The organism is Pseudomonas sp. XP1, assembly GCF_053557675.1.
This window is the reverse complement of the sequence record NZ_JBNRIJ010000002.1, coordinates 155,308-173,242: the sequence shown is the minus strand read 5'-3', so window position 1 is coordinate 173,242 and position 17,935 is coordinate 155,308. Positions and strand designations below refer to the sequence as shown.

The 17,935-nt window shown below is 60.5% G+C and carries 14 protein-coding genes; all 14 read right to left on the bottom strand.

Going from position 1 to position 17,935, the window contains the following annotated elements:
• Window positions 1–44: 44 nt before the first annotated feature.
• On the bottom strand, window positions 45–1,520 hold the full coding sequence (fleQ, locus tag ACK1U9_RS03100; RefSeq protein WP_108480246.1) for a transcriptional regulator FleQ: 1,476 nt from the start codon (window positions 1,518–1,520) through the stop codon (window positions 45–47).
• A 166-nt stretch (window positions 1,521–1,686) separates the two neighbouring features.
• Entirely contained in the window at window positions 1,687–1,983 is a 297-nt protein-coding gene (locus ACK1U9_RS03095) for a hypothetical protein (RefSeq protein ID WP_003257286.1), read from the bottom strand.
• A gap of 14 nt (window positions 1,984–1,997) precedes the next feature.
• On the bottom strand, window positions 1,998–2,393 hold the full coding sequence (fliS, locus tag ACK1U9_RS03090; protein ID WP_085601617.1) for a flagellar export chaperone FliS: 396 nt from the start codon (window positions 2,391–2,393) through the stop codon (window positions 1,998–2,000).
• A gap of 134 nt (window positions 2,394–2,527) precedes the next feature.
• Complete coding sequence (gene fliD, locus ACK1U9_RS03085) at window positions 2,528–3,946, bottom strand: flagellar filament capping protein FliD (RefSeq protein WP_085601616.1); 1,419 nt, start codon at window positions 3,944–3,946, stop codon at window positions 2,528–2,530.
• Window positions 3,947–4,024: 78 nt separating this feature from the next.
• Entirely contained in the window at window positions 4,025–4,384 is a 360-nt protein-coding gene (locus ACK1U9_RS03080) for a flagellar protein FlaG (RefSeq protein ID WP_015271224.1), read from the bottom strand.
• 69 nt (window positions 4,385–4,453) lie between these two features.
• Window positions 4,454–5,302 (bottom strand): flagellin domain-containing protein, encoded by an 849-nt coding sequence (locus ACK1U9_RS03075; RefSeq protein ID WP_046614593.1) that lies wholly within the window; start codon window positions 5,300–5,302, stop codon window positions 4,454–4,456.
• A 252-nt stretch (window positions 5,303–5,554) separates the two neighbouring features.
• Entirely contained in the window at window positions 5,555–6,490 is a 936-nt protein-coding gene (locus ACK1U9_RS03070) for a ketoacyl-ACP synthase III (protein WP_108480451.1), read from the bottom strand.
• Window positions 6,491–6,738: 248 nt separating this feature from the next.
• Window positions 6,739–10,281: a glycosyltransferase gene (locus ACK1U9_RS03065; protein WP_108480452.1), complete on the bottom strand. Its 3,543-nt coding sequence runs from the start codon at window positions 10,279–10,281 to the stop codon at window positions 6,739–6,741.
• A gap of 42 nt (window positions 10,282–10,323) precedes the next feature.
• Window positions 10,324–11,478, bottom strand: a complete 1,155-nt coding sequence (rffA, locus tag ACK1U9_RS03060) for a dTDP-4-amino-4,6-dideoxygalactose transaminase (protein WP_178081806.1) — start codon at window positions 11,476–11,478, stop codon at window positions 10,324–10,326.
• A 23-nt stretch (window positions 11,479–11,501) separates the two neighbouring features.
• On the bottom strand, window positions 11,502–12,881 hold the full coding sequence (locus ACK1U9_RS03055; protein ID WP_108480453.1) for an NAD(P)/FAD-dependent oxidoreductase: 1,380 nt from the start codon (window positions 12,879–12,881) through the stop codon (window positions 11,502–11,504).
• Window positions 12,882–12,892: 11 nt separating this feature from the next.
• The gene (locus ACK1U9_RS03050) at window positions 12,893–13,660 is read right to left on the bottom strand and encodes a hypothetical protein (protein ID WP_046614598.1); all 768 of its coding nucleotides are present in this window, start codon (window positions 13,658–13,660) and stop codon (window positions 12,893–12,895) included.
• Between the two features lie 36 nt (window positions 13,661–13,696).
• The gene (locus ACK1U9_RS03045) at window positions 13,697–14,332 is read right to left on the bottom strand and encodes a class I SAM-dependent methyltransferase (RefSeq protein WP_046614599.1); all 636 of its coding nucleotides are present in this window, start codon (window positions 14,330–14,332) and stop codon (window positions 13,697–13,699) included.
• Entirely contained in the window at window positions 14,329–15,027 is a 699-nt protein-coding gene (locus ACK1U9_RS03040) for a WbqC family protein (protein WP_108480454.1), read from the bottom strand. Before ACK1U9_RS03040 ends, ACK1U9_RS03045 begins: the two co-directional genes overlap by 4 nt.
• A 109-nt stretch (window positions 15,028–15,136) precedes the next feature.
• Window positions 15,137–17,884, bottom strand: a complete 2,748-nt coding sequence (locus ACK1U9_RS03035) for a glycosyltransferase (protein WP_258229918.1) — start codon at window positions 17,882–17,884, stop codon at window positions 15,137–15,139.
• Window positions 17,885–17,935 lie beyond the last annotated feature (51 nt).

Here is a 17,935-nt window from a genome sequence, read left to right as displayed (position 1 = left end):
GCGGGCGTGCCCGCGAAGAGGCCGGTACAGGCAACCGACAGGCGTCAATCCTCCGCCTGTTCCTCGCCGCCCTGACGGCTCATGCCGTACTTGCGCATCTTCTCTACCAGGGTGGTGCGGCGAATACGCAAACGTTCAGCTGCGCGTGCAACGATACCGTTGGCATCGTCCAGCGCCTGCTGGATCAGGCCTTGCTCCAGGCTACCCAGGTAGTCCTTCAGGTCCAGGCCTTCAGGTGGCAACATGGCGTGGTTGCTGAAGTTCGGCGTATGGCCGTTGATCGCCACGCGCTCTTCCAGGTCGCTGCGCAGGCTGTCGACCATCTGCTCGTCTTCGTCATCGACGTAACGGAATTTCTTCGGCAACTCGGACACGCCAATCACCCCGTACGGGTGCATGATCGCCATGCGCTCGACCAGGTTGGCCAGTTCGCGCACGTTGCCCGGCCAGCCATGACGACACAGCGACATGATCGACGCGGAGTTGAAGCGGATAGAGCCGCGCTTCTCGTGCTCCATGCGCGAGATCAGCTCGTTCATCAGCAGCGGGATGTCTTCCACCCGCTCACGCAGCGGCGCCATCTCGATGGGGAACACGTTCAGGCGGTAGTATAGGTCTTCGCGGAACGTGCCCTCCTCGATCATGGTCTCGAGGTTCTTGTGGGTCGCGGCGATGATGCGCACGTCGATGCTCTGGGTCTTGTTGCTACCCACGCGCTCGAAGGTACGCTCCTGCAGTACGCGCAACAGCTTGACCTGCATCGGCAACGGCATGTCGCCGATTTCGTCGAGGAACAGGGTACCGCCGTTGGCCAGCTCGAAACGCCCGGCACGGCTGGTGATCGCCCCGGTGAAGGCGCCCTTCTCGTGGCCGAACAGTTCGCTTTCCAGCAGCTCGGCCGGGATCGCACCGCAGTTGACCGGCACGAACGGCGCTTCGCGGCGCTTGGAGTGGTAGTGCAGGTTGCGCGCGACCACTTCCTTGCCGGTGCCGGACTCACCCAGGATCAGCACGCTGGCATCGGTATCGGCCACCTGCTGCATCATCTGCCGCACGTGCTGAATGGCACGGCTGGTACCGACAAGGCTGCGGAACAGGTTGGGTTCGCGCTGGCGACCACGCTCGCGCGCCTGGTCGTACATCTCGCGATAGACCTGGGCACGGTGCAGCGAATCCAGCAGCTGGCTGTAGCTTGGCGGCATTTCCAGGTTGGAAAGCACCCGGCGGCGAAGGTCTTCCGGGAACTCCGCAGAAGAAATTTCACCTAAAAGCAGAACCGGAAGGAACTCATCCCACCCAGCCACTGTCTTAACGAGCCCAAGCACACCGCCCGGGGCATTTACAGTGCCGATAAGCACGCACAGCACTTCGCGACTCGAAGACAACGGCTCGACCACTTGCTGCCAGTCCTGGCTGGAGCAAGCGAGGTTTTCTTCGCCGAGGAAGTTAAGCACCACCGCCAGGTCGCGGCGGCGTGCGCTGTCGTCGTCGATCAGCAGAATCTTGGTTTCACGCCACATGCAATAGCAACTTCCCTAGTCATATCGGCGCCCGAGGGCGTGCTCGACATCATTCCGACTGAATGGTCAGTGTTCGGACGTCTGAAATTCGAAAACAGCCACTAGTAAAGTCAAAAAACACCAGCCAGTCAAATTAATGGCGCATGGCTTTTGGCAACGTCTGTGGTCAGGTGAACAAATGGTATACCTTTGCCGCGTTCTTCGCCTGACGGATTTTCGTCATTTCATCCACCAAGGATTGACGTTCACCACTTGCAACATCGATTAGTTGACGGTATACGGCCAACAACTGTTCAAGGCTGGCACTGACATCGGCCTCGTTGCCTTTCGCCTCGCTCACCATGTCACCGATGCGCAAGCGGCATTCCAGGTCCAGCTCGCCGACAGCCTCCCAGTTACGCTCGGCCAGTGCCGCCAACAGCATTTCCCGAGTCTGCTCGATCCGGGCGATTACTTCGCTCATGTCATCCTCCTTTATCAGGAAGCCGACGACTGATCGCCGATTGCGTCCCAACCTTCTTTCACAGTGATCAGCAGGCGCGCGACCTCGTCGATGATGGCCGGGTCACCCGTGACGTTGGCCTCGATCAGGCGGCGGCTCATGTACATGTACAAGCTGTCCAGCTCAGCCAGGCTGTCGGCATGGTTTTCCAGGTCCAGGCCTTCACGCAGGCCGCCGATGATGTCGATGGCCTTGCCAATGAGGATGCCCCTTTGCGCGATGTCGTTGCGGGCAATGGCACCCTTGGCCTGCGCCATGCGATCAAGGCCGCCCTGCATGAGCATCTGCACCAGGCGGTGCGGGCTGGCTTCGGACGTCTGCGCTGCGCCGTTGACTTTCTGGTACTGCCGAAGGGCCAACATCGGGTTCATGGATCTGCCTCGTTGCTGCGGTAAAAAGTTGCTTGTACCTGCTGTATCGCCTGTACGTCAAAAAACTTTAGGGAAAAAGCAAAAAGCCCGGGGCATCTTGGGGACGCCGCCGGGCTTTTGGCATGTTCAGCCGATCAGGATTTCTTGGCCTGGGCGTTGATCGCTTCGAAGATCGAGGTGATCTGGTCGGCCTGGGCCTTCATCTTGCCTAGGGCGGTGTCCAGGGCCACGTACTTCTTGGTCAGCGATTCGGTCAGGGACTCGGTGCGGCGATCGAGCGCGGCCTGCTGGTTGGCCAGTTCCGAGACCGCCTTGTCGAGGTTCGACTTGCGCGCTGCAAGGCTACCATCGGTCTTGTTGTAAGGATCGATGGCCTTGTTCATGCGCTCGAAGATACCGTCGGTGCCGGTGAACAGCTCCTGCACTTCCGGGCCGAGCTTCTTGTCGTTCATCGCCGAGGTGAACTTGCTGCTGTTGAATTCGAGCGTGCCATCCTTCTGGGTGTTGATACCCAACTGGCTCAGCGTGGTCAGCTGGTCGCCGGCCCCCACCTCACTCAGCACCTTGCGCACATCACCCAGCAGAGAGCGGGTGGTCGGGTCGTTGGTGAGCGGGCCGAGCACCAGCTTGTCATCGTCATCACGGCTGGTCGACGTGAGCGAAGTGATCGCCTTCTGCAGCGTATTGTAGGCATCGACGAAGCTCTGGACCGACTTCTTCAGGCCATCGTTGTCCGCCGCAACGGTGACCGCGGTCGGCGTACCAGTGGCGACGCCGCTGGCCTTGGGGCTGACCCCGGTCAGCTCGAGGGTCATGCCGCTGATCGCGCTATCGAGAGTATTGGAGGCACTCTTGACCTTCAGACCGTCGATGGTCAGCTCGGCGTCCTGCGCCTTGGCAGTGATGAAGCCGGCGCCAGTGCCGGACATCTGCGTGGTGCCATCGATGGTCAGCTCGGGGATACCGCTCAGGGAAATGTCACTGCCGGCACCGGTGGTGGTCGAGCTGAGCACCAGGCGCGAGCCACCTTCTTCATTGACGATGTTGGCGGAAATACCGTTGGCGCTCATTTCCTTGTTGATCTGGTCACGCACGCTCTGCAGCGTGGCACCGCTGGCCACATCCAGATCATAGGTCTTGCCACCCTGGCTGATGGTCAGCTTGCCAGCCGTGATCGCACTGCTGGCACCGCCGGCGAACTGCTGGCTGGCGACTTTCGAGCTGGTGGCCAGCTTGTCCACCACGATGTCGTAGCTACCCGGCACGGCCGTGTTGCTGGACTTGATCTTGACCACCGACTCGTTGGCCGAGGTCGCTGCATAGGCGTTGAACGACGGCGCATCCTTGTTGTTGAGCGCCTTCATGGCGTCCTGGAATGCCGTGAGGGCACTGCGCAGCGAGCCGATACCCGAAATCATCGCAGTATTGTTGCTGGTTTGCCGAGTGATCTGCGCCTGCTTGGCGGATGTATCGGCCTTGACCAGCGCGGTCACGATATCGGTAATGTTGAGACCAGAACCCAGGCCTGTACTGGAAGTAATCGGGCTTGCCATGCTGTAGTCCCTCTCATCAACGCGTCAACCCGCTCCTGCGGGACTGACATGCATCACTTCATTGGTGTTCGCCGCCAATCATACCTTGGCGTCGAACAGAACACTTTTGACATCGCTCAGGCTGTGAGCGATCCGCAGGGCCTCTTCCGAGGGCAACTGGCGAATCAGTTCACCACTGTCGGTAGCGATGACTTTGACCACGATCTTGCCGGATTCTTCATCCGTGGAAAATTCCAGATTGCGCTGCGATGCCTTCAGGAACTTTTCGATCTCCGAAACGGCATGTTTGACCTTGTCGGCATCCTGCACCGCCTTGGCGTCTTTCTTGTCGTCTTCGGGTTTTACGTTTTCCGTCGACCGGGCAACCGGTTTTTCGGCAACCTGCTCGGCCGGACGTGCGGCCGGATAAGACAGGTTCAGCTTGACGCTCATGTCCATGCCCACCACCTCGCAATGAAAAGGCGGGGAAGTGCCTTACCAGCACTTCCCCGCCAGCAACCAGGCAGATTAGCCCAGCAGCTTCAGTACTGCCGATGGCAGCTGGTTGGCCTGGGCCAGAACCGAGGTGGAAGCTTGCTGCAGGGTCTGCTGCTTGGTCAGCTGGGCAGTTTCAGCAGCGAAGTCGGTGTCCTGTACGCGGCCACGGGCAGCTTCGGCGTTTTCGTTGATGTTTTGCAGGTTGTTGATGGTGCTGGTCAGACGGTTCTGCGCGGCACCCAGGTCAGCACGGTTGCTGTTGATGGTTTGCAGAGCGGCGTCGATGGCCGAAACAGCAGCGCTGAAGTTGGCTTCGGCGGTGGTGGTGTCGGAACCCTGAATGTTGATCGAGGAAGTAACGCCCAGGTCCGAAGCGGTGAACTTGGCGCTCAGGTCGATGGTGATCTGGTTGGCCGAACCGGTGTTGGAACCAACCTGGAAGGTCATGACCGAAGCCGAACCGTCCAGCAGGTTCTTGCCGTTCAGCTGGGTGCTGTTGGCGATACGGGTCAGTTCCGAAGCCATCGACTGGAATTCTTTGTCCAGAGCGACACGGTCGTTGGTGCTGTTCGAGTCGTTTCGGGACTGAACGGCCAGTTCACGCATACGCTGCAGAATGTTGGTCTGCTCTTGCATCGCGCCTTCAGCGGTCTGGGCGATGGAGATACCGTCGTTGGCGTTTTTGATAGCCATGGTCTGACCACGGATCTGCGAAGTCATGCGGGTAGCGATCTGCAGGCCGGCGGCGTCGTCTTTGGCGCTGTTGATTTTCAGGCCGGAGGACAGACGGGTCATCGAGGTGCTCAGCGCTTCGGAAGCACGGTTCAGGTTTTTCTGAACGCCCAGAGAGGTGGTGTTGGTGTTAACAGTCAAAGCCATGACGAATTCCTCGTTGGATTGGGTACTACGGCTTCCGGCCTTGGCAATTCGCCGGGTGTGGCACAGAGAACCTTCGTAATGTTTATCGTCGTCAGGGCAGTTTGCTTTAGGGCGATTTCTCACTTTTTTTGCTGGCATCCGGCCATCCCAATGAAATCAAGGGTTTGACGCCAGATTACAGGCGCACTCACTGTGCAGGAGAAAAGAAAACGCCGCCTGAAAGCGGCGGCGTCTTGAAGTCGACAAAGGGGGTCAATCGCGGCGCTCGATGATTGCCGAACCCCAGGAAAGGCCTACGCCGAAACCGCTCAGGGCAACCCGCTGGTGCTGCGAACCCAGCACATGCTTTTCCAGCAGCAACGGAATGCTCGAAGAGACGGTATTGCCGGTCTCGACCATGTCCTTGACGAACCGCTGCCTGTACTCGCCCTCCACAAAGCGCGCCGAAACCGCATCCACGATTGCCGCGCTACCTTGGTGAAGGCAATAGAGGTCGATATCGCCCGCCTTGAGGCCGCTGGCATCGAGCAACTGCTGAAGGTGCGCAGGCACCTTGACCAAGGCGAAGTTGTAGACCTGACGACCATTCATGAAGAACTTGCCGTCGGTAGTACGCAAGTGCTCAGCCCCGGCTCCGTCGCTGCCGAACAGCGACTTGCCGAGCTGCCACGCAGCGCCCTCGCCCATCCAGGTCGCAGTGGCGGCATCACCAAACAGCATGGTGGTATTGCGATCTTCGGGATCGACGATCTTCGAGTAAGGATCTGCGGTGATCAGCAGGCCGTTTTTCAGCCCGGCCGCTTCCATGAAGCCCTTCATGGCATACAGGCCATAGACATAGCCCGAGCAGCCCAGAGAAATATCGAAAGCTGCAACGTGGGTGCTCAGGCCCAGCTTGTGCTGCACGATCGCAGCGGTATGCGGCAAGCCTTCGGCGTCGCCGTTCTGGGTCACAACGATCACGACATCGATGGACGCAGGATCAAGGCCAGGGTTGGCAGAAAACAGGTTTCTTGCTGCCTCCACGCAAAGATCAGAGGTTTCCTGGGTGGCCTCCTTGCGCGGCAGGAAGGTCGAACCGATCTTGCCGAAGATGAAATCCTGGTCCTTGCCGAATTTCGCGCCCTGCGCGTAATTGTCGACGCCCTCGACAGGTACGTAACTGGCGATGCTTTTGATGCCAATCATTGTGGCTTCCCGATAGATATGGCGAAAATTCGCGGGCTTTCGCGCCGGGTTCAGATACCTCGGGTGAAAAGACGACGAGACTGCCCGCAGACTCGATAGCTTAGAGATGCACGTTTCGACTGCCAAGTCACGATCGTTCATACGATCGGCCAATCGCCCGACAAGATCAATGCCCCTCGTACGCAACCACGGCCCTGTGTGCGCTACCGGATACCCGCCTCAAGCGGGTACCCGGCATGCATCGTGGCTCAGGAAAGCCAGGCCCGGCGCCAGGCCTCCAGGCGCTCCCCCTGAAGCAGCCAGTTCGACCGGACAGCATTCTGCAGGGCATCCCCCAACGCTGCCGACGCGTCGCGGTCCTCCAGATGCAGATGGATGGCCCGCAGCCAGTCAGCCGTCTGGTTTTCCACCCTCGACAACGGCAAGGTGTCTGCGCCGGCAAAACCGGCCACCCGGCTACAGATCACCGGATGCGCGCAAGCAGCGTGCTGAAGCACCCGCAGGTCGGCCGAGCAGGCATTGCCCAGGGTCTCGGCCATCGGCACCAGCGCCAGGTCGAGATTCAGGGCTGCAAGGCTATTACCCAGGTTTTCATCAGAAACATGCGGGTGGTGCTCCCGGACGAACGGCCGCAGCGCTGGTGGGCAGTCGCCCAGAACGACCCAATCGACCTCATGCGCCATCGCCGGCACTACTTCGGCCAGCAAGACGGCATCCTTGTTACCGATCCAGCCCAGACGCGGCTTTTGCGCCATGCGCCGCAAGCCTTGCAACTGGCCCCAGGCGACAGGTAGTGCGCTTTCGAGCAGGTGCACGTCATCGTGCTGGCCTTGCAACAGCTCCGCCAACGCCGGGGCAGCGACGACCACCCTGTCTGCCTGCATCAACCCGTAGCGCATGCGCTGCAGTAATTCATCCGCACCCAGGCCGGCGGCGAACCCCATTTCCGGGATATAACCGTCCAACTCATACACCTTGAACGCTTGAGAGAAGGCACGTAGACGACGCAAGGTCTGCAACCCCCCATCCGCCAGCGGACGCTGCAAGACAATACTCGAAGGCGCATAGCGCTGTATGTCCACCAGGGTCAGAACCCCGATGGTCACCGAACCATCGATCACGCCAGCATTCCGCAATGCCATGAGAGGCTGTATTACACGGGCCTGTCCAGCCGCCTGCTGGTCAGCAGCGAAAGCCAGCACTGTCGGAGCGATGCCTTGCAATGGTCGCCAGCACAGCCCGTTATCCTGCCGCGCATGGCTGTGACCTACAAGCAATGACTGGTTGGCGTTGTAGGAGGGATCACTGACCAGTTGCGGCAACCAGCGAGCGTAAAGCGCATCTTCCTGTTCAGCACCGATTGCATCAGCGGGGGCTGCTTCCAGCAGCAGCCTGGCACGTGGAGTCCAGACATTCAGGTAGCCGGCCTGCTGCAAACGCAGGCACAGGTCGGCTTCAGCCCAGGGTTCCAATAACGGGTCGACGGAGAAACCACCCGATTCAAGGAAGGTTTCACGCCGCACCATCAGACAACGATCACCCACGACCACACCGTTGCGTTCGGTCACCAGCGCCGCCAGGTCGCCCTTATCGCCCAGGACCTGCCCGGCAAATGCAGGACCGACGCTGCCGCCCATTCCGAGTACCTGGCCTGCCTGTTGAATCACCCCATCGGGGCTCGCCAGCATGCACCCCACAGCACCGACCTCAGGGCGCTGCGCATGGTTGAGTAAGGCAAGTAGCCAATCACCATCATTGACCATGGCGGCAGCATCCAGCCATAGCAGAAACTCGCCCTGCGCCTCCTGAGCCGCTGCGTTGCACATGGCCGCACGAGACTGCCCCGGCATGAAACGCAGTACCTGGACACGTCCTGGTTCAACCTGGCTCAGCATGTCCAGCCACTGAAGCAACACAGGATCGTCATTGCCTGGCTCTACCAGCAGCACTTCATGCGTGACAGCTGCCGTGTTCTGCAACAACTGCTCAAGGCAGCGCTGCAACCGTGACAAGTCGCCTTCGATGTAGATGATCAAACTCACCGAGGCCGGCCGCGAATGCCCATAGTCGATCTGGTAGCAATTCGCCGCCTGCTCGATCGAATCAACCTGCGCCTCAGGATAACCGCGCTCCAGCAGGTGCTTCTGGATGACCGTTCGCTCATCGTCGCATACCGTGACGTCTGGCCGATTGGCGATCAACAGCGGCTCGCTGATATGACCCACCACCCCCAACCCATGCTCGACAATCAAGCGTAACTGGTAAGCCAGTTCGTAGGCGCCACCTGCAGCCGGGTCGAACCCACCCTGCTGCACGAGCGTGCACCTGTGGTACAACCAATGCCGCGACAATGCGGCCGGATGTGCCAGCAACATGTCCAGGTTGAGGTCGGGTCGCAGGCGAGCTTCAACGCTGTCATCGGCTCCACGCACAGCCTCGTCGGCAAACACCGCACCAAATGCCACCTGGGTCTGTGACAGGTCGAGGGCCGCCACCAGCAGGCCACTGGCAGTGAATTCCACTCCTGCGTCAACCACCATGCACCAATCACAAGGGCTGCTTTCCAGCAGGCCATTGATAGCGGCCAGCGGCGCTCGAGCATCAGCAGGCACCCACTGCACGTTCGGACGACGCGGCTCCATCGCTCCCAGCACACAGACCTGGATGCGTTGATACAGCACGTCGTCCAGGCTCCCGAGGGTACGCGCCAAGGCTCCCGGATCGCCATGATCCAGCACCAGCACGGCAATCGAAGGCGCATCGGGTGCCGCCAGCCGGTCCTGCATCAACTGCAACTGCTGCGGCAGCGGGTAACGCTGGCGCAGCCATGTCAGCATCCCGCCGTTATTGCCGGCCGTCTCGCGACGGGCTGCAAACTGGGTCTTGGCGATGAACACCTCGAGTTGCTGCCAGAAGGGTGCCGTTCGCTCCACATAACGCTGCAGTGCACCTTCCAGCCCTGCACTGGCACGCTCGAACGCGTCGGGCCGATCGAGCATGGCGAAGCCGTGGCTGCCGATGAAGCTGGCTTCAAGAAACTGCTCGTCGATGCCGTGCCCAGGAATGAAGATCACCGGGCAGCCACAAAGGACCGCGATCACACAGGTCATCGACCATTCGTGGGTATAAAGCACCTCGGCCTTGCGCAGCAGCACTGCCAGCTCGGGTAATGTCAGGGCATTGGCCATGCTCAGCAGTTGGATATCGCCAGGCAACTGCGAATAGTCGATCTGCTCCAGCGGGTGGCGATTCTGGTAAAGGTACTTGCCTTCACGTAGCGTGCCCGGTGCCGGAGCACTGAACAGTTCGACATCGATCGTCGGCAGGCACAGCAAATCGCCATCGGGATAACCATGCCGCGCGGCGATCAGGGCACCGGAATAGAACAACAGGTCTCTGCCTGCAGCCTGCATGCTCTGGCCGGTAAGAAAACCCTCGAAGTTCAACAGGAAGCGCGCTACCACATCGCAGCCAAGCGGGTTGCCCACCACCACTTCCGGATAGACAGCGATCGGTACCTTGCCTTCGGCCTGATGCCGCTTCTGGGTCAGCGGGTCCAGCAACGGCGTTTTCAGGTCCGGATTGACCACCTGACCACCACAGATATAAGCCTCGCGCCCGTTGAGGTTGAGCACGTGGCAAAGATAGTGCAGCGACGCGACGCCCGAGGAGGTTTCCCGGTAGTCTGGTGCCAGGATGTAATACGGATGCTCCGGTTTGGCGTACATCAACCTCAGGCGCGTCAGTGCCTGGTCGAGCGAATGGGCGTCAACCCGGGCAGAATTGGGCATCGCTTGGAAACTCCAGAATCAGGAAAATACAGGCAGCCGGCCTCAGACAGCACGTGGCTCGGCAAAGAACTGGGCGATTGCTGTACACACACGGGCAACCTGGCGAGCAGTCATGTCCGAGTAGAGTGGCAAGCGCACCAGACGCTGGGCAACATCGCAGGTTACCGGCAGTTCTCCGACGCTGCGGGAATACCGCAGGCCGGCAGGTGAATCGTGCAGCGGTACATAGTGGAACACCGCATGGATATCCCGCTCGCGCAAGAACTGGATCAGTTCGCTGCGCTCATGGTTGTTGCGCATCAACAGGTAGAAAATGTGCGCATTGGCTGGCCGTCCGCCCGGCGTACGGGGAAGCTGGAAGCAGCCATCGGCTTCCAGCGCCTGCAACTGATTGTAATAAGCTTCGTACAAAGCCCGCCGATGGGCGTTGATGCTTTCCCCCTGCTCCAGCTGTGCATAGAGGAAGGCAGCCGTCAATTCACTGGGAAGGAACGAAGAGCCGACATCGACCCAAGTGTATTTGCTGACTTCGCCCCGGGCGAACGCCTTGCGGTTGGTACCCTTCTGCCAGATGATTTCTGCGCGCTCGATCAGTTTCGGGTCGTTGATCAGCAACGCCCCTCCCTCACCGCTGATGACGTTCTTGGTTTCATGGAAACTCAGGCAACCGAGGTGCCCGATGGTACCAAGCGCACGGGTCTTTTCCCTGGCGAGAATCGCCTGCGCAGCGTCTTCGATAAGCATCAGGCCGTGGTTGTTGCAGATGCGCAGCAGCGCCTCCATGTCACAAGGCTGCCCAGCATAATGAACTGCCACGACCGCCTTGGTTTTCTCGGTGATCGCGGCTTCGACCAGACGCTCGTCAAGGTTGAGGCTGTCCGGGCGTATATCCACGAATACCGGAACCGCACCACGCAGCACGAACGCATTGGCGGTAGATACAAACGTGAAAGACGGCATGATGACCTCATCCCCCGGACCGACATCGGCCAGGATCGCCGCCATCTCCAATGCAGCGGTACAGGAATGGGCCAGCAGCGCCTTCGGGCAACCCAGGTTGTCTTCCAGCCATTGCTGGCACGATTGAGTGAACTGTCCATCGCCAGCGATGCCGCCATTCATCACTGCCTGGGCGATATAGAACAATTCCTTGCCAACGACGAAAGGCTTGTTGAAAGGTATGACCTGATTGCTCACGTTCGTATTCTCCACCGCGTGCGTCAGATGAAATCGCTCAGCGGCAGGTAGCCGCCGATGAGCGCATCGAGAAACTCGACCTGTACTGCCTTCTCCAGGCCGTTACGGGCAAAGAAATCCCTCGCACGCTGGTAGTAGTGGCCCTCAAGCGCCTGGTCGGCATCGGTATGCCCTGCGTCATAGCCATGCTGGGAAAGCGCCGAACATTTGACTGCCGCGTATTTGCGGCAGCACGCTTCGACTGAATCATCAAGCATTGCGCGCCGAAGTGGCCGGGTGTATTCGAAATACGCGCGAGCCTGGGGCGAGAGTTGCAGTCCCTGTAACAGCGCCGACAGGTTATCGGCCAGCCAAGGCGCAAAGTGATAACCATCCCGCCGCGTGCCGGTCGCAATGAAGGTGTTGTCATTGAGTTGGCCGATTACCGGATAGCCATCAAGGCTGACCGGTCGATAGCCGAAGTTGTACCGCACGAAACCGCTGGCACGGTGCATCTGGTTGACCTGGTTGATCGCTCCATTTATCAGGGCAGCCACGGACTCGGCGCGTGGCACCTGTTCGTCGACCGTGGTGATCAGGTTGGTCGCTCCAACCACGAACAGATCGTCCTGGTACGGCGCATGGTAGATACCACAGGCGCCACCTCGATTTGGCGTACGAAGCACGTAACGTCCCTGGATCCCCGGGTTCTTCAAAACGACCGTAGCACCGACGCCGTTGATGACCCGAATGCAGTCGCCTTCGGCCCACAGCCGGGTCGCCTTGCTGCCGTTGGCCAGCACCAGACGTTCCGCAGCCAGCACTCGGCCATCGGTCAGGCGAGCACCACAGGTTCGGCCTCCGATCTTGTCGAGAGACTCCACCACGCCCTCGACGAAGCGCACACCGCGCCTTGCCAACGTCTGTTGCAGGGCCTGGATGACACCATCGGGATTGACCACGCCTTCGCGGGGCAGGAAAAGGGCGTTGCGGCTTCGGTAGGCCGAAGCCGGCGAATAGGCCGGCTCCAATGTCGGCTCGATCCGCTCGTACGGCTCGGCAAACTCCTCGAGATAATCGGCGATGGCGTCAAACGCCTGGTCCTCGAACCTGTTGGAGGCATTGTTGTTGACCAGCACGGTACCCAGCCGGTAGTGCTCTGCGGGAATCTCGAACTCTTCGACAAACGCCCCCCACAACCGCGCGGAAGCCTGGCTCAATTCGAACTTAAGGCGGTCGCGCGGTTTGTCCAACGCACCCGGCTCCAGCTCCGCGAACGAGTTGAGCATGGCTGCAGCAGCCATGGAGGCGCTGTAAGGCCGCGACATCGGGCCTACCACTGTAATGCGCTCGGCAGGAACCGAACGGGAAAGGCCGGCAGCGATCGCCAGGCCAACCATGCCGTTACCAATGATCAGGAACATGGCATGCCCTCTTACAGCACTTTGACGATGCACAGGGACGGGTAGGTCTGCGATCGCTTGATCTCGTGACGCACCTTGCCCAACACTTCAGCTACGTAGGCGTAACCTTCGCCTGGCAGAAAATCACGCTGCAACTGGAAGAACACCAACTGCGAACCGGGGACGCAGCGCGGCAGGATCTGTTCCAGGGCAAAGCGGGTCGGCCCCTCCAGGTTCATGTCGAAAAAGGCCAACGCCACCAGCAGGTTGCGATTCTCCTCGATGAACCGTGGCAAGGTATCCTTGATATCACCCTCGACCACCTGATGTCCGCTGGAAACCTGTGGCAGGGCATTGATGCTCTCGTGCAATGCCAGCAAGTGACGCAGGTAATCGGCATACCCGCTACCGGTATCGTAGCAACCGTCCTGGAAGTGCTCGTTGGTCACCTTGCTGTCGCTGGCGTGCGATTTGTAGCCGGCGAAGGTATCAAATGCCGCGATGCGGCGCTGTTTGTTGAACGGTTCGAAAATGGCCCTCAGATTCTCGCAGAGCACGGCGTTCTGGCCACGCCATGTGCCAAAGTCCAGCACCGAGCCGGGCAGCGAGACGATCTCGCGGTACAGGTCGGAAATCGCCAGCATCCGCGCAAGGGAGGCCGAGCGGATGAACAGGCCGAGGTTGCGCTCTTTTTCGGCGTCATCGAGCGGCGCATTGGCAAATGACTGCCAGAGTCGCTCCCGCGCCTCGAGCTGGCTGTCGCTGGACTGGGTTACGGAAGTAGAGCCTTTCTTGAGCATGGATATCTCCAGGAAACAGGGAAGTCGAACGGCAGGTCACGGGGCCTTGCGCACGAGGAGGGTGAATTCGTACAAGCCATAGTCATGCAAGAGTGCCACCTGCCTGGAGTAGGTTCTTTTGCACAGATCAAAGTAGAAGCACGGGTCACCGTAATACAGGTAGTCGCGCATGAATGGCGCGTCGGAGTAGCTGGTGAGGCAGTTGAAGGCAAAGCCTTTGGTCGAGCAGGCATCCATGTTGCGAAGCACCTCGGCAATATATTGTTCCCAGGCTTCCCGCGGGGTTTGCTGTGACACATTGAAAATACCGCTGGCTACCGCGTAATCGGCAGTCCGGGTGGGCCGGTCGGCGACCTCGAAGCAGGTGAACTGATCCGCACCGTGTTTGGCGCGAGCCGACGCGATCATCTCGGGCGACAGGTCATAGCCGTGATAGTCCACTACGCCGCCGCGCTCGCGCAGCCAGTCGAGCAATGCCCCGTAGCCACAACCCACGTCGACCAGACTGAAGCCTCGCTGCCATTCTTCCTGCGACACCAGCTTGAGCAACTGTTCGAAGCGCAGGTGCTGCGAAGCGCTTCCGTTCCAGTCAACTCCTTCCGGAGTGGCGCCATGCTCACGAATGCGCGAGGAATAGTACTGTTCGACTTCTCGCAAAATGGTCGTGCTCATGGGCGCCGCTCCAGGAAGGCAGGCGCGTCGGCGCCGGTGTTGAACAACAGGTCGATGACACTCACCGCATGCTGAAACTCGCCGTACAGCTGCGGGTACTCGAGATAGCCGTCATAACCCATATACGACAGGCCAAGGCCGGCAGTGGCGAACGCGGCCTCGTCCAGGTAACAGCTGGCTGCCGGTCCCGACAGGTAGTGCGTACCACCTACCGCCTGGCACAACTGGATGAGGCGCTCGTTCTTGCCAGTTGCATGGCCCAGATTTTCGGAACGGTACAGCGGTGTGCGGATACCCAGCAGAGGGCACAGGCCGGCAATGAACAGGTGATTGATTTGCGAAAGATGAGCGAGCTCGGCGGCCTGCTCGTAAAGCGCCCTGACAGGCCCTTCCATCTGCTGGAAGCAGGCCGCGCGGCGGTAGCTCATTTCGATGGTCTTCCAGTGCGCAGCCGCCCAGCCAGGCTCACTGACCTCAACTTCGTTGATCAACTGCTCGTAGCGCCCCTTGTTCTTCACCGGGATGCTCAGCCAGTGCTCTCCGTGGGCAGTCTTGATCTTGTTGCGGTTACGCCAGTCGCGGCGCGTGTACTGGACATCATCGAAGAGGATGAACGCATCGACGCTGCCGATCAGGTCGAAGTACCCTTTCCAGGGAATGTAGTTGGACTGCAGCACAGCCACTTTCTTTTGCATTCACAACCTCGTCCACACCACGTGAAACCAGGCGCCACGCCTGTCAATTATTTGCCGCCAGGCACAAAAAAGCCGGGCTCCTGCCCGGCTTTTGCAATTCCCGCGCCAGCTACTTGAACGGCGCCAGCCAGCTTGCTTGGGCACTGGCCCGCCGACCATCGATCGCCACGTCACGGGCAAATGCGCCCGGCCACTTCGCCAGCAACGCCTTGGCCGCCTCCTCGGGTGCCGGGGAAACTTCACCATCAATCATCAGCTGCGCCTGAGGAGTCCATACCACCAGGCTGCCGGCAGCGGTGACGGCAAGGCACAGGTCGACATCGGCCGCCACATTCCCCTGCAACCCGTCGCATTGCTCGAACACACCGGCACGCACCATCAGGCAATTCCCCGACACCGCCGGGCAACCACGCACGACGCCAGACCAGTGATCCCGGCTGCCGGGCTCTTCCGGCGAGCTGGCCCAGGGTGCATGCACACGCGGCCCTGCGAGCAGATCGTAACCGGCATGCGCAAGGCTGCCATCCATGCCGACCAGGCGCGCGCCAACCACCCCAACCTCCGGTCGTTGTGCCTGGTTGAGCATTGCCTCGATCCAGGCCGGGGAGATCACCTGGCAACGCTCGCTAAGCAGCAGCAGGTATTCACCGCGCGCGTGTCGGGCAGCCTGGTTGAACAGGTTCTCTCCAACTTCGGCGGCGACCAGACGCAGACGGCCGGCGAACGATCGAAGTGCGTCTGACAGCAGGCCATGTTGCTCCTGGGTACAGATCAGCACGATCTCGTAGCGAGGGTAGCGAGTACGCTGGAACAGACTGGTCAGGCTGCGCTCAAGCGCAGACCGGTCGCCCTCATGAACCATCAGGATGCTGACAAGCGGGGTCGAGTTGTGCCGGAAATCGATGGCCAACCCGGCAGCGCCCTGATCGCTGACCTGTGCCTGATAGCCCAGTCGTTTCAGGTGACGGTCGAGAATGTCCACCGCCTCGGAACGCATCGGCTCCGACGCCTGTCCGCCGATCACCAGATATTCGTCCATGTGCGCCATGCCGCCGAGCCCGCGCTCTTCGACAAGACGCAGCAACAGATCGTATTCAAGCGCGTGGCCGAAACGGCTATCGAAGCAACCCAGATCAAGTACAGCCTGGCGGCGAAGCAACCAGTGACGCGACATCAGGGCCGGCTGGCTACGCAGCAGGTCGAGGTCGCTACCAGGGCGCATGATACCCAGCAAACGCCCCTCTTCATCGCGTTGTATCTCATCGGCACAAATGGCATCGCAGGCCGGAGACTCTCCCAGTTCCAACTGCAGCCGCAGCAGGCCGCCGCCGGCAAGGATGTCACCCGCCTGCAGCAACATCACCCATTCACTCGGCAACTGGCGCAGCGCGTGATTCAGGTGTGAAACCCAGTTACCTGGTTCCACCTGGACGAAATGCAAGGTATCCCGCGCGGTGGTGATGGCCGGCGGTTTCCCGGCTTTTAGCACCACCAGCTTGAAATTGCGCAGCCCGGCCGCCAGCAGGCTGTCGAAGGTCGCCTGCAGGGCCAGGTCATCGTCCTGCAGGTCCGCGACCACGAAACCAATTTGCGGGCCGGGCCGCTTGGCCAGTTGTGCAAGCACGCGTTGACGCACCGCGGACGCTGGCGTTGCGTCCGCCAACACCTGCAACAGCCGTCCCGAGGCAGTAGTTGCCAGCCACCCAGGCACGTCCTGACAGGGAAGGCTGTCAAGGCGCTCAAGCCAGGCACTCAATTCGCGGACTTTTTCCGCCTGCACTTCGTCCTCCAGGGTCGCCAGCAGACGCTGGCAGACGTCGCGGCTGAACAAGCCCAAGGCCAGGGCCTGCCAGTAACGCTGCTGCAGACTTTCTTTGGTGTCATTGGGATGCACCTCGAGCAGTTCACGCTGACGCACCCAGGTGCCTTCAAGTGCATGACGGTGCTCTTGCCCGGTTGGCCAGCCATGGCAGAGGAACTCGAGCTGCGCCAGGCGCTGGAACAGGCCCCTCTGGTAGTACGGCATCTCAATGTACTGCCGGGGTTCGAACTGGCGGTCCGGGTCGGCGATCACACTGGTCCAGCGCGAGGTGAACAGCAACGGCGGCTCGCCTGCATCGTAGCTGCCACGCACCAACCGGTTGAGCACGACAAAGCCCGCATCGTCGGTACATGTACCATCACGTTCGGCGTCCCACGCACGCAACAGACGCACAGTCCGCACCAACTGCTCTTCCCGGGCTACCGGCGACAAAGTGCGCGGCGCCAATTCACAGATGACGTCGGTCTGATCAAGCTGAATGATGGCCCCGTCGGCCAGCAACGCCAACGACAGCGCAACCCGCCAGCTGGCGAAATCCAGATCCTCCGGCAAATCCTTCAGCACCGAACGCAGCCTCTCGACCCTGACCACGGCGCGCCAGGCTGGCTGGTTCGCCAACGCATGCGCCCGAATACGCGCCGAGGCCCCCTCCCCTTCCTGCGCGGGAAATGCGTGGCCCAGCTTGTAATAAGCCACTTGACCATTGCCCGGAACATATCCCAAGGCGTAACCCTGAGCCCCTAGCGCCAGTGGGTTGGCACTCAGGCAGTCGGCAGCACTGTCCAGTGCCGGAGCTTGCACGAAGTCGGCATCCAGGGCCAGATTGACCAGCGGCGTGGCAACCTGCTGCAGCGCCTGACTCAGACGCGCGCTGCACACAGCGCCCGGACTATGGGCTTCAAGGGCTTCCAGTGCCAGACAGGCAATGCCCGCCTGGCGGTAGTAATGCAACGCTCGCTCACGATGAGCGGCCTGATCATGACCCAGCAGCACCACCGTTACATCACTGCGCGGTCCGTTTGCGATATCGACCATAAAGCACCTTCGAAGGGAGAGTTGGGCGCCCGCTCGCAACGAACGCGAAAA